The organism is Paenibacillus sp. FSL R5-0914 (assembly GCF_038004525.1).
Lineage (GTDB): Bacteria > Bacillota > Bacilli > Paenibacillales > Paenibacillaceae > Paenibacillus_AQ.
On record NZ_JBBORH010000002.1, the window covers coordinates 766,837 to 780,974 of the forward strand.

The following is a 14,138-nucleotide window of genomic DNA, read 5'->3' on the forward strand; positions in this document are numbered from 1 at the left end:
GGAATGACAGAAAAAGAAGAACGTATTCTACGTAAGAACGTCGATGAAGTGCAACAGAATGTCGAAACAATACAGGAGATGAAAATCTACAACGCTATGAAAAAGGGAATTGTGGAAGGGAAGAAGCGAGAAAAACGACGCATCTATACTACAGGTATGGGCGTGGTTGCAGCTGCAGTGGTTGCGTTACTGTTTACATACTCAACAATCGGATTACCGAATAAGGGAGTGGCACAACCTTCAGTACAATCAGCAAGCACTAAAAACACGGATAATTTCAAAGCTTATCGCTCGTTCTCAAGGTTAGAGCCTGCATTAGCCAGTGCCCTTGAGCAGAATCTCGTTGTGCCGGTCGGTCAAAGTGCGGAAAACAAGGGTTACCGAATAGATGTGACAGGTGCAGTTACAGATGGACGGAAGGTTTATGTTTTATACAGTGTTCAGAACAATACGGACGAAGTAGTTATACACGCAGATTTTGAGCTTCAATTTGAAGGGATACAGGAGTCGCCTCTTCACAAAGGCGCATCATTAAGTATGCTCGCTAGTGAGAGCCGAATTCAACCCGGACAGTCTATGGATTTTATATACTCCACTAATCTTTCACCATCGGTTAAATATCCAAAGAAAGTCAACTATAATATAATTCTTACCGAAACTTCAGATAAGGCTCTCCTATCCAGTAGTAATAAGTATCGGACTAGTCTAGATGTTGCTTTCGAGCTTGACCCTGACATGCTTAAAGCACAGGAACGTATGCTGGATACAGACGGAACACTGACAGTGGACGGGCAAAAGATTAGAGTGAATCAAGTGCAGTATACTCCGCTTAGCACCTATGTGGATCTGGAATATAATCAGAATAATGATAAACAGATTTTTCAATTAATTAATCCAGTACTGATTAGTAAAAAAGGGGACACAGTTGAGAAGTTGTATTACCCCGATATCATCAATTCTGACAATTCTGAAGTCTATACGGACAACTCCATGTTCACGTTAGTGTTCAAGAATAGTAAGGGCAGCCAGCAGTCGGATTCTGTGACGTTGAAAGCATTCGGAATTTCGGCTGTCGAAAAGGATCAAATGAAAATTGTCGTGGATCTTAACAAATATCAGCTTATTGAAGCGCCCGGAACTGGACTTGAGTTAGTCACGCCAACGCCAGAGAATAACGTAGAGGAAGGAGAAATCCTCCTAAGACGTAATATTGAGAATGCTCAATATTTAGAAGGCTCTACTAGACTTGCTGAGACTTTTACTGACGCAAAAGGGAAGGTATATAATAGAGCACCTTCCACAAGCAGCTTCAGCAGCTATACGACTTCTAAGGATGGCTCAGCTGTGAACGAGTTTGGATATAATTTTGGCGCGGAAGCGAAGAACTATCCTCAGCCATTAACGATAACGTTAGAGAAATATACAAATCCAATTATGGATACGCAGGCTGTGGAGTTGTACTCGAAGAATTAGAAAGCAATGAATGATTAAACAAAAGATTGAATTTTATATTAACTCTTTTAGCCGTTGATAATTCTATCAACGGTTTTTCTGTGACCCCACATCTTCATTTTTTGAAATTTAAGAAATACTTAATATATACCATACTTCTTTTTAAAAAGTTTTACTTATTCTAAGTACATGAAGGAGGTTACTGAAAGAATGATAAACCCAATTATGAAGAAATGGCTCCGAAAGGATGTCTCAGCGGCAATAATGTTCCTGGCACCAAGCGGTATCGGATTCGCGATGTTTTACCTTATACCGTTTGTTATGGGAGTATTCTATTCTTTTATGGATAGCACGATAGAGGGCCACTTTGTAGGGTTTGATAATTACCGAGAGCTGCTAGATAGCGATTCTTTCCGTAAAGCAGCATCTAATACATTTTATTTTAGCGTGATAAGTGTTCCACTAATGCTTGTGCTTTCGTTAGGATTAGCAATGCTATTGAATAAAAATACATATCTTCGGAATTGGCTGAGGACTGGATACGTGTTGCCGCTTGTCGTACCTGTCGCCTCTATCATTCTGATCTGGCAGATGCTCTTCGATTGGAATGGCTCGCTTAACGCCTGGCTGAACAACTTCGGTATCGATCGTGTGGATTGGATGAAGACGGATGCAGCTAGAAATGTAATCATTGTTGTTTATTTATGGAAGAACATCGGTTATAACGTGATTTTATTCTTGGCGGGATTGCAGCAAATTCCGAAGGATTATTATGAAACGGCTCAAATTGAAGGTGCTGGACGATTACGGCAGTTTCGCAGTATTACGCTTGTCTATCTAACCTCTTCGATGTTTTTTGTAATCATCATGTCGATTATTAATTCATTCAAAGTGTTTCGAGAAACGTATTTAATCGCTGGTGATTATCCGCACGACAGCATTTACATGCTGCAGCATTATATGAACAATATGTTCATGTCGCTCGATGTTCAGAAGCTGACTGCCGCGGCGACCTTGATGTTTGGTTGTATTTTATTGATTGTGTTGGGATTGTTTGCATTTGAACGGAGGCATAGACAATTCATGGAATAGGGGTGAAAAGGTTGTGCCAGTTGTCAAAGTGTTGCGAAAAGGGGCATTAACACTCGTCATGGCTGTTATTGCAGTCTTGTTATTATTCCCGATTGTGATCACATTCACAAATTCGCTTATGACAGAGAAAGAAATTGAGATCAATTATGGACCTATCGGGCAGATGAATGAGGTGATTGAAGGGAGAGAAGATCCTTTTGTAAATTTAAAATTGCTGCCGGATCAAGTGTCCTTGGACCAGTATACTAAGGTTCTCCTAGACAACCCTAAATATCTGACGATGTTCTGGAACTCAGTATTCATGGTTGTGCCCATCATTGCAGGACAAACATTAGTAGCAGCACTCGCTGCCTATGCATTCTCGAAGCTGAAATTCCGGGGACGAGATCCTTTGTTTCTTATTTATGTCCTAACGATGCTTATGCCTTTCCAAGTGACGCTAGTACCGAACTATATTATGGCGGATAGGCTAGGAATATTAAATAGTTCATATGCAATTATATTGCCTGGAATTTTCGCAGCTTTTGGTGTGTTTATGCTCAGACAGTTCATGCTAGATATACCGTATGCGTATATCGAAGCAAGCAAAATGGATGGTGCTGGACATTTTCTGATTTTCTACAAGATTATTATTCCGATGATTAAACCTGGCCTGGCAGCACTCGTCATATTATTGTTCGTTGATTATTGGAATATGGTGGAGCAGCCGCTTATTTTTCTTGATGATCCGTTTAAGCAGCCATTGTCAGTCTTTTTATCGAGGATCAATGAAGGCGAGCGAGGCATTGCTTTTGCTGCATCCATACTTTATATGGCTCCGATGGTGATGCTATTTCTGTATGCGGAATCGTATTTTATTGAAGGTGTTCAATTGTCTGGTATCAAAGGTTGATTGGAGGAGAATGACGGGATATGGAGTTAGGTATAGAGCCGACTGATCGTAGACGTAAACGAAATATTCAAGTCGTCTTCATGGTTTTTATGGGATTATTGTTGTTTTTTACATTGTTCAGTAACACAATACAAACTTTGACCTTGCCGAAAGTTAGAACCGAAAAACCAACAAAGGGAAATCTTTTATTTACGATTGAAGGTAGTGGGATATTGCAGCCACTTGCTGAAGTTAGACTTTCGAATACTTCCGGACTGAAGGTCGAACAAATTCTTGTGAAAGAAGGACAACGTGTAAAGAAGGGACAAAAACTTATTATCTATGAGAGCAAAACTGTTGAGCAAGAATTGAAAGACGAAATAACAAATTTAGAAAAGCAGAAAATTGATCAACAGAATAGGCAAGATCAGTACATCCAATCCGCGCTGGAGGAGGATGAATTCAAAATCAGAAATACAAGACGTGATATCGAAAAAGGGAAGTTAGATATCTTAGCTCAGGAGAATAAGATTAGCGGACTAAAAAATCGTCTAACAAGCGAAAAACAACTACTGTCTCCGTTCGATGGTCTGATTTCAAAATTAAATGCCGTCGAAGGGTTAATTTCAATGGGAGAACCGGATGTGATTGTATCGAACAGCAGTCGGGGTTACAGATTGGATATTATCGTGGATTCCGTGCATTTGTCAAATTTAGGGATTTCTGCTGGAGAAAAGATAGAGGTCGAGGTTGATATGAATCATGGACAAGAAGCACGGACCCTAAGCGGCTCCATCGAAGAAGTTGCGAATTCAGAGTCACGTACTGATAGCCCCTCTAGTAATGAGTCCGGGAAGACTCAAACCATTCCTCAAAAGAATTTGAGAATAAAAGTCGTTGATCCAGAACTTAAAGGAGGTGAACAGGCTCAGATCAAAATCGAAAAACATTCACTCCAAGAGGGATTACTCCTATCCAATGAAGCTATTCATGAGGATCGCGAAGGTTTGTTTGTCTATAAAGTTGACGAGCAGCGGGGGGCATTAGGCAATGTCTTTGTCGCTCAAAAAGTTCGTATTCACTCCAGTGAAAAAAACGAGAAAGAAACAATGATTCAATCGGATATTCTCTATGAGGAGGATTCAATTATTCTGGAAAGTAGTGAACCTCTTGAAGACGGGAACCGAGTTCGACTGCAATAAGAATTCAAATAAACGAGCAAATAGTAGGAGGAAATCAAATGTTTAAAAGGTCTATTTTTGTACTATTAATGGGTGCTTTGATAATGACAACGGCATGTAATTCCGGAGGTAATGAGAAAGTGGAAAGTAAGGGGAAAACGACAACTGAAGAGGGGAAGACAATCTTGACTCTATCTCTAGCAGAATCGAGTGCATTCTATCAGGCGCTAGAGAAAAAGTTTGAAGCGAAATACCCGGATATCGACCTACAAATTAAGGCATATAAAGAAGTGGGAAATGAGTGGGGGGAGAATGGTTATGTAGAATATAAAAAAACAACGAATACAGCCCTACTCTCCGGAAAAGGTGCAGATATTTTTGATGTAAGCGCCTTTTCAATCAATGATTATGTGAGTAAAAAGTTGCTTGTGAACATGAATGATATATTTGAACACGATAAAACGGTAAATAAGAGTGATTTAGAAATGAATGTTTTGGACGCAATGAAGGTAAACGACGGCCTATATTTCATTCCTACCGGGTTCGCTTTTAGAGCGTTCATAGGTGATGGGAATATGATTAAGAACTCAAATGTGAAGATTGACGATAAGAATTGGACTTGGAAAGAGTTTGGGGAACAATCGAAGGAAATTATACAACAGGCTGGGAAGGACGCTAAAAACAAACTTTATGCCTTAACGGAGTACCCAGCGGAAATGACACTCCAAGAAATGGCTATTGATAATTATAATTTGTTTGTTGATAGTGAAGCGAAACAAGCGAAATTCGACTCGCCTGATTTTGTGGAGCTGTTGGAACAAGTCAAGAAAATGTATAAAGAACAAGTTATGACTTCGGAGCCAGCGGAGATAGGTAATCAGCTTTTTAACTCCATCGTTATATGGTCACCAACAGACTTTATCGATGGTCCATATTCTTACTTTGAAAATCCGGTGTACCTTCAAAAGCCACATGCAGGTCAGACTGGTGGTATGAGAATCATTCCTTCATCATCGCTCGCCATACAAGCCAATACTCCGGTGAAAGAAGAAGCTTATAAGTTTATGACCTTCTTGTTATCTGAAGAAGCACAGTCCTTGCAAGATAGAGAAGGATTCTCTCTGCTCCAATCAGTGAACGATAAGAATTTAAACGATGTTCAGGAAAAGGTGGAAAGTGGAGCATATAAGCTTCCAACCGGAAAAGCGGCTAAGGTTTCTGATGAAGAATTTACTAAGTTTAAAGAAATCATTCATACGGTAGATCAATATGCGGAACTGGATACTAAAGTGCTTTCTATTATTGGGGAGGAGTCCTCATCATTCTTCAGTGGACAAAAATCTGCGGAAGATGTTGCAAAGCTGATCCAGAATCGAGTAGCAACCGTTCTAAACGAATAGAAGTATTGAACAGGATTTTGTATAAGGAGGGAGACTCATGCACAAACCACTAAAGACATACGCTGTAGTTCTGCTCAGTGCAATGATGTTAAGCCAACCTCTTGCAAACAGCATTTACGCAGCACCGACAAGTGCTTCAACTGCAGCGGTATTCACTCTTGACAAACTTGGGTCGATCGCTTTAAAAAACAATGTCAACGTGAAGCTAATAGATATGGATATTTTAGAGCAACCGAGCGGTAATATACTTATATACACACTTAGTTATAGCAATAGTAGTACCAATAGTGTAGCTCACGTAGATTATTTCTCAAGGGTTACTACAACTGGGGGGACAGTCATACAAGGTAAACCTGTCACGAGAGATGTTACTAAAAAAAATATTCCTTCAATGAGTAGTCAAATTGTAACTTACTACGTGAATATTGGAGAGTCTACAAAATTAAACGGCACCAAAGTGACCCTATTGAAGTGGGATTTCAGTAGCCAGGATTATCAGAAAAAGCTAGGCGAATTCGCCATTCCGGCAAGTTACTCAGTTGTCGTTCCTCAAGGCCAGAGCAAGAAGCTCACGCTGGATAATCTGCAAGTTGATATCAAAGCGGAAAGTATGCAAAGGCTTAAAAGGAATGGAAAAGTCTATATGAGAGTTGGCGTTAGTTACACGAATTTGGGTAAAAAAGTGCTAAGCAATTCTACTTATATTGCGTACCTGAGATCAGCTGGTGGTTCGGTGTTCGAACTTAAGCAGGAGGATGCTAGCAGCAGTTTCGATGTACAGTCCCAAGAAAAGAAGACGATTTATTATTTAACTGAAGTTCCTTCCTATATGAAGACTGAACATATGATCTTGCAATTTGCACAAGAAGATGAAGCTTTGAAAATAATGCTACCTGTTAAATCTTTTAAGCTTCCTTCAGTAACAACTTCTGACTTCGCTGTGGCTAATTATGCTGTGAAAAAGATTTCTATCAAGAATAACACGGTTGAAACACAATTGAAGAGTGCTTCCGTATATTCGGAAAATGACTTTGCGAAATGGAATCTTCAATTCCGCCTAAAGAATCTTGGGAATAAACCTGTCACGCTACCTGCATATGAGCTTACGGTTAAAGCTGCTGAAGGATTAAGTATTCCGGTAGATTCAAAAGCACTTGCGAATGTAATATTGAAACCACTTGAAGAAAAGATCGTCAGTCTCAGTGCGGATGTGCCATTAACACTTAATCAAGGTACGTTAAAGCTGGAGTGGACGGAACCCGCTGTTGATGACAAGATTGTTTTTCCAACTGCGTTGTATAACATTCCGTATGCTCTAGAATATAATAATCTGATGGGACAAGAGTATATGGTCGAGAACAGGTACGGGAAGTTCATGGTGAAGCTTGGATCCTATCAGCGGTTGCCTTGGGATGATGGTGATCAAATCGTAACTAATATCAGCATCCGGAACACAGGCTTAACCTCAGTACAGCTACCTTCTTTAAAAGCTATAGTCAAAGCAGGAATGAGTGATCTGAGCAGTACAGCCCAGATCGTGACCACAAATTCGCAAACGTCACTAGCTCCTAATGAAGCAAAAGAGATATTTGTGATAGCGAAAGTGTCATATTCTTATAGCTTCAATCAGCTGAAAATTGTACTACAAGATACCTCTGGAGATGAAGTCACGAAGTTTCTCTCCATGTATTCAAACTCGCTAAATAATGTGATCCATACGATTGCTACAGGTGAATCTCATCATATGAATTCGTTAGGCAAAAAAGCAGAAGTCCGTGAGCGTCGGACAACCACATATAATTCTAACAAATCTAATTTGATCTATACGGAACTGGAAATGATTAGCGAAGAACCACGCCAGTCGAAACAGGCACAGCTGGTAGCTTATTACAAAACACCTGATAACCAATTTTTCAACGCGATGGTTAGCCAATCGACAACGCCAACTAGCCCAAATGGTAAAAAATTGGTTACCATCTGGAGTAAGCTTCCCCAAGGTGTGGATACCTCTCAGCTTGTGCTATATATTGGAGAAGGGGTTGCTGACGGTAAGCTTACAGATCTAGGGGGGACATCAACTGGATTTATCAATAGTGTTAAATTAGCACTTACCCCTAAAGCAGTAATCTCACAGAATAATCTAATAAGTGTTGATCTATTCCCTTACAACCTTTCGGTTGCAAATGCAGTGGGTTACATTACAGAAGAAAGGGACACATTAGATATAGCTGTAAATTATAGCTTATCCGAACAAGAGGATTTTGAAGCAGGTGCCTATGAGCATAAGTTAGTCTTAGAGCTTATTGACCCTTACGGACAATCTATGGAGAAGACTTTGGTAATGGGGACTGATTTGCCAATGGGCAAAAATAAGTCATACACAACTTCATTTAATAGTAACCTTTACAATAAATTAAGGGGAGGAAGCTTCCGTATAAATTTATATGATGAATTTCAGGGTCATAGGATGTTGTTAGGGAGTCAGTCTTACCCGTTAAATTACGTTTTATCGGAACCGAGAACAACTAAAAACATTGACAATTAAAATTGTAGTGAGCTGGGTTAAGAACCAAGTCAAATGTGTTGGCATAATTGCCAGCACTTTTTTTATTTCTCGCCTATACTTATGAACTTTTTATGGAAATTCCTTCAATGTATGTTCTTTACATTGACTGTTCTCAGTCTTTTCGTTAAGATTACCTCTGCGCTTCAATGCCAAAAAGCAAAAAAGCTTAAAAGTGCGGAAGCGTTCGATCATTATTTTTATACCCAATACAATGTTAAGGAGCATTATTTTCATGGAACGACAGCTTAGTTTCTCAAAAAGCATGATCATCATCGTTTTTATTTTAGCACTTCTATTTGTATCCATCTTTCTATTGAAAGCGGAGCCGCATCTACCGCTTCTCGTAACTACAATAGGCACGGCCGTCTTACTAGGAATGTTTGGTTTCTCTTGGAAGAAGATCGAATCAGCAATTATTCAAGGGATACAAACGGCCATAATGCCAATTCTTATCCTCATGCTGATTGGAATTCTGATCGCTGTGTGGATGATGAGCGGTACAGTACCGTCGCTTTTATATTATGGTATGGATTATATTAATCCGAATTATTTTGCGGTGAGCGCATTATATGTCACGATCATCGTCTCGATGTTCACTGGAAGCTCCTTCACGACAGTAAGCACCATCGGCGTTGCTTTAATGGGAATTGCAGTAACTACGGGGATTTCCCCAACTTTGGCTGCTGGAGCAATTATCAGTGGGGCTTGTTTTGGTGATAAAATGTCGCCACTTTCCGATACAACGAATTTTGCACCTGCAGTAGCGGGTATATCCTTGTTTACACATATTCGTAATATGGCATACACTACGGTGCCGGCGCTTGTTATCACCACTCTCTTTTTTCTGTTCGCTCCAAAGGGGAATTCGATCGACTTATCCTCGATTAAAGACATTAAGCTTGCGTTACAAGATGGATTCCATATTCATTGGTTAACGCTGCTATCTCCGCTAGCTGTCATCGCTTGTTCGATCAAGCGGATACCGATCCTGCCTACGTTAGTTGTTGGTATTGTCAGTGGTCTTCTTGTGACGGCTTTGATTCAGCAGCAGACTGAAATCGATGTCTGGTTTAGTGTAATGCAGAGTGGATATAACAGTAATATCGCGAATGAAATGGTTGCTTCTATCGTGAACCGCGGAGGAATGCAATCGATGATGTGGTCTGTATCTCTAATCTTAATTGCCTTATCCTTAGGTGGTTTGATTCAGCATTGCGGTGTCATTGAGGCCTTTTTCCGTAAACTCATTCAACCACTCAAGCGTAAGAGCAGCATTGTACTGATGAGCGGAGCGTCATCCATTGCGGTAAATGGCATGACGGGTGAACAGTATCTTTCGATTCTTTTGCCAGGTCAAATGTTCAAAGATGAATATAATCGCCGTGGCATTCCAGCGAAGACACTGTCCCGTACGCTAGAAGATTGCGGCACTCTCGTTAATCCATTGATTCCATGGGGTGTCAGTGGTGCCTTCTTCGCAGTGACTCTGGGTGTACCCGTGATAGAATATGCGCCGTATGCAACTTTCTTATGGTTAAGTCCATTCATCACGTTTGCTTACGCGTTGATCCCTAGATTACAAAGGAACTCATTGGGTAAAGATTAAGAAATCTCAAGATAATGGACACCTAATGCATTGATTCAACGTATATAAAGAATACTATGCGTTGAGTCAATGTGATCAAGCTAGTGATCTAAGCTTAAAAAGTGGTCAATTTATCGGAGGTAATAACAGTGAGTCGCAGTAAGTTACAGGATAGAATCAAATTAGCTAATGTCGAGACTAAGCACGCAGAACAATTTAATAATCTATTACGTTATGTATTTCAAGTGACCAATCGTGATCTGCAAATCTTTGGCTGGGAGAATCGTGAAATCACTCAGGCTAAGTTGCCAGTTCTTAAGTATGCTGATGTTGTAGGTTGGTTTGATGGAGACAAGCTCATCTCTCAGTTAGCCGTATACCCATTTCAGGTTAATATTTTTGGGCATATCTATGAGATGGGTGGATTAACGGGTGTTGGAACCTATCCCGAATATGCCAATTTAGGTTTAATGAATAAACTGATGCTTCATGCTTTAACTAAAATGCGGGATCGTAAACAATCGATATCTTATCTTTATCCGTATTCAATCCCTTATTATAGAAGAAAAGGCTGGGAAATCATCACTGATAAAATCTCATTTGAAGTTCCGGATACACAGTTGCCAAAAATGAGAAATGTCCCAGGAAATGTGGAACGTGTATCCATTGAACATCCAGATATCAAAGTGATTTATGATCAGTTTGCCGTGCAGCATCATGGGGCGATGATTCGTAATGAGTTAGCTTGGGAAGAATATTTGCGGTGGGATTTAGATGATATGACGGTAGGTATTTATTACAATAACAACGATGAACCCATGGGGTACTTGTTGTATTGGGTCGCCGAAGAAATATTTTATATCAAAGAGATGGTATACATTGTTGAAGAGGCTCGAACGGGCTTGTGGAATTTTATTAGTGCGCACTTTTCAATGATTAAGCTGGTTAAAGGGGATATTTATAAAGGAGAACCGTTGTCATTCATATTAGATGATGGGGATATTAAAGAAACGATCGCTCCATACTTTATGGCACGGATTGTAGATGTCCGTTTATTTATCGAACAGTATCCTTTTAAACGGCAGGACAAAGACTGTGAGCTCATTTTTAACTTAAGCGATCCGATGCTGGAATGGAATCGAGGGACATTTTCACTAACTGTAGATAAAGAAGGGAAGGGGACCCTGCGAAAAGGGGGATTAAATCCTTCACTCACGATTGATATTCCTACCTTAACAACCATGTTAATGGGCTATAAGCGGCCAACCTACCTGGCTCGCATCGGACGTATTCAGACGGATGATGCCACGATCCATTTGCTGGAAGGACTGATTAGACCAGAGCATCCTTATTTCTCTGATTATTTTTAAAATATGTGAACCTTTGAAGCATACTCTAATGAGTGTGCTTTTTTGCTCTTTTTATAGTAGAATAATCTCTCAGCAACACAATATGATATGAGGTGTAAGAATGGCAATTAATTTTACTAAACCAATGATCACTAAATTACAACAAGAAATTACCGAGCTCGAAAACAAAATCAAGAGCACACAGAACAAAAAAGAAAAATCTAAATTCAAAATTAACCAATTAGAACAGGATATGAAATTTAGCAAGTCTCACACAGATTTGAGCAGTAAAATGTCGCGAATCAAAAAGCTGAATGATGAGATAAAAACCTTAAATCGTATGCAAGCTGATCTGTCAAAAGAATTAACCGCAAAGAAAAACTCGCTAAAGAAACTTCAAATGAACGAAACCGCACCTGTTACGAATGATCCTGCAAAAGGATAAATTGATTATAGTTTATAGCATAAACGCTTACCGTCCTTATAAGGACGCCGAAGGCGTTTATGCTTGTTTTATCGGCTCATCCGTTTCTCCTCGTAACAATGAAATCTCATGCTTATAGGGCGGGTTGACATATTTCTTTTCACCGATGGAGGGGGTCTCCAGGAGCTTGGGAATGGTTGTTAGCTGTGGATGGTGGACTACATATCGAAGCGCCTGAAGGCCGATATATCCATGTCCGATATTTTCGTGCCTGTCTTTTCGCGAGCCGATGATATTCTTTGAATCATTTACGTGAATGACCTTTAGGCGCTCTATTCCAATTATGTGATCAAATTGATCCAATATGCCATCAAAATCTTCCTTCACATTATAACCAGCATCGTGGATATGGCAAGTGTCCATACAAATAGACAGGCGCTCATTGTGCGTCACTCTATCAATAATAGCCGCAAGTTCCTCAAATGTAGTTCCGCATTCACTACCTTTTCCAGCCATGGTCTCTAATGAAACCTGAACATTTCGTTTATTGGCTAACACTTCGTTTAAACCTTCTACGATCCGAGAAATTCCGGCCTGTGGACCCGCACCAACATGGGACCCGGGATGAAGGACAATTTGTGTTGAGCCTAAAGCTTCCGTTCTTATAATTTCTGATTGAAGAAACTCAATACTATGTTCAAAGACTTGATTCGATTGCGTATTCCCTAAGTTAACAATAAACGGAGCATGCACAACAATATTTGAAATGCCGTTAGCTCTCATGTGAGCTTGTCCAGCTTCAACATTCAAAGCTTCAATGGGTTTGCGACGTGTATTATGAGGAGCTCCGGTATATATTAGGAAGGTGGTCGCTCCATAAGATGCTGCCTCTTCACTAGCTCGAAGGAGCATTTTTGGTCCAGTCATGGATACATGTGACCCTAGGAGTAAAGTCATCTGGTTCAACGCTTCCTTTCTTCAGAGAAAGAGACCGAAATTTAGTCACTGCATGTCTATTAATATTTGTAGAAGGCCCTAATTATATGTATTTCAGCGCAGGCTAGGTTGTCTCGTCCGTCTATCTCATAAGGGAGACAACCTTACCCACCCAGAATGATCGTTATTCAGCAGCGGTGATCGTCTCGCCTTGGATCGGCTTCAATCCGTTCCCCCACCTAACAGGGATAGAACGAGAGTTGAATAAATCCACTCCGTCAGAGATCTGGAAATGTAAATGGGGCTCACTAGAGTTGCCCGAGTTACCCGTCAGCCCAATGATATCACCTTTTTTGACTTTATCGCCTGGCTTAACTGTAATCGAACCTTTTTTGAGATGTGCTAGATGGCTGAATTCACCACCGTGATCAATGACCACGTTATTGCCGGTTGCCTGGTTTGGATTCATAACACCGACAGGTTCATTATCTTTAATATCATTCATAACCGATACGATTGTACCATCTGCAGGGGCGAAGATTTTTTCCCCAAAGGCATAATAACTTTTGTTTTTTAGCGGATCACCTTTATAAGAATAGTTCTCCTTGGCCTGAATGAAATCATAGGCGTAACGCTGGATCTCTACTTCATAATGATAATTTACGAGAATATTCTCTCCGCCCCAAAATACAAACCAGTCACCTTCGAAAGGCAACGCGTATTCCTGCTTGCTAAGTTTCGAGTCGGTTTCAGGAGAGGATGTCAGTTCTTGAATCTGGATTAATGAAATGGTTCCATCCGGATCAAACATTCCGATAAGCCCTTTATTACCTGCATCACTCACCCAAGTACGTCGATCAAATCCATTAAGCTGCATATCAGAAGCTTTATTCAGTGTCTGGATATCCTTAGTGAATTCCTTAGCGGTCTCAGCTAATTCAGTTTCACTAACCTCATCTTTCAAAGGCTGACTAAAGTGGGCGTACATTTCTTTATAGTTCCCTTTAAGCAGAAAATTTGGCAGATCATCAGGCAGGAACATTGTTTCGTTTGATTCTACAGCTGAATTGGATGTTTGCTCCACTTTCGCATTATTGTTCATATCCGTTTTTCCTCCTCCACAAGCTGTTAATAGTAAGGCAAGTGATCCTATTGCCAAAACTGTTTTTGCTGACATTCCCGGTATGCTGATTATTTTTTTAGAGCTTTTTTTCAAGAATATCGCCTCCCATTAGTCAAATTATAGCAAATGAGTCTTAGCTCTTCTGAAACACAGTATTAA

11 protein-coding genes are annotated in these 14,138 nt (G+C 40.2%); 9 read left to right on the forward strand and 2 right to left on the reverse strand.

The window, feature by feature from the left end; translation table 11 throughout:
• Positions 1 to 3: 3 nt before the first annotated feature.
• From MKX60_RS19735 to MKX60_RS19775, 9 genes are all read left to right on the forward strand, one after another.
• Positions 4 to 1,473, forward strand: coding sequence for a DUF4179 domain-containing protein (locus tag MKX60_RS19735; RefSeq protein WP_076299018.1), 1,470 nt, complete (start codon positions 4 to 6; stop codon positions 1,471 to 1,473).
• A 204-nt stretch (positions 1,474 to 1,677) separates the two neighbouring features.
• Positions 1,678 to 2,544: a carbohydrate ABC transporter permease gene (locus MKX60_RS19740; RefSeq protein WP_076299069.1), complete on the forward strand. Its 867-nt coding sequence runs from the start codon at positions 1,678 to 1,680 to the stop codon at positions 2,542 to 2,544.
• Positions 2,545 to 2,602: 58 nt separating this feature from the next.
• Positions 2,603 to 3,436, forward strand: a complete 834-nt coding sequence (locus tag MKX60_RS19745; protein ID WP_179086678.1) for a carbohydrate ABC transporter permease — start codon at positions 2,603 to 2,605, stop codon at positions 3,434 to 3,436.
• Positions 3,437 to 3,456: 20 nt separating this feature from the next.
• Positions 3,457 to 4,617: an efflux RND transporter periplasmic adaptor subunit gene (locus tag MKX60_RS19750; protein WP_340969350.1), complete on the forward strand. Its 1,161-nt coding sequence runs from the start codon at positions 3,457 to 3,459 to the stop codon at positions 4,615 to 4,617.
• A gap of 38 nt (positions 4,618 to 4,655) precedes the next feature.
• The gene (locus MKX60_RS19755) at positions 4,656 to 5,996 is read left to right on the forward strand and encodes an ABC transporter substrate-binding protein (protein WP_076299020.1); all 1,341 of its coding nucleotides are present in this window, start codon (positions 4,656 to 4,658) and stop codon (positions 5,994 to 5,996) included.
• A 37-nt stretch (positions 5,997 to 6,033) separates the two neighbouring features.
• Positions 6,034 to 8,541, forward strand: coding sequence for a hypothetical protein (locus MKX60_RS19760; protein ID WP_341060741.1), 2,508 nt, complete (start codon positions 6,034 to 6,036; stop codon positions 8,539 to 8,541).
• 253 nt (positions 8,542 to 8,794) lie between these two features.
• A complete protein-coding gene (nhaC, locus tag MKX60_RS19765) occupies positions 8,795 to 10,168 on the forward strand; it encodes a Na+/H+ antiporter NhaC (protein WP_076299022.1) in 1,374 nt (457 codons plus the stop codon).
• A gap of 128 nt (positions 10,169 to 10,296) precedes the next feature.
• Positions 10,297 to 11,517 (forward strand): GNAT family N-acetyltransferase, encoded by a 1,221-nt coding sequence (locus MKX60_RS19770; RefSeq protein WP_076299023.1) that lies wholly within the window; start codon positions 10,297 to 10,299, stop codon positions 11,515 to 11,517.
• A gap of 100 nt (positions 11,518 to 11,617) precedes the next feature.
• Positions 11,618 to 11,941 (forward strand): hypothetical protein, encoded by a 324-nt coding sequence (locus tag MKX60_RS19775; RefSeq protein WP_076299024.1) that lies wholly within the window; start codon positions 11,618 to 11,620, stop codon positions 11,939 to 11,941.
• A gap of 57 nt (positions 11,942 to 11,998) precedes the next feature.
• Here the strand turns inward: MKX60_RS19775 and MKX60_RS19780 are convergent, their stop codons facing one another.
• Positions 11,999 to 12,877, reverse strand: a complete 879-nt coding sequence (locus MKX60_RS19780; RefSeq protein ID WP_341060742.1) for a deoxyribonuclease IV — start codon at positions 12,875 to 12,877, stop codon at positions 11,999 to 12,001.
• 163 nt (positions 12,878 to 13,040) lie between these two features.
• The gene (locus tag MKX60_RS19785; protein WP_143759379.1) at positions 13,041 to 13,958 is read right to left on the reverse strand and encodes a M23 family metallopeptidase; all 918 of its coding nucleotides are present in this window, start codon (positions 13,956 to 13,958) and stop codon (positions 13,041 to 13,043) included.
• Positions 13,959 to 14,138: the final 180 nt, after the last annotated feature.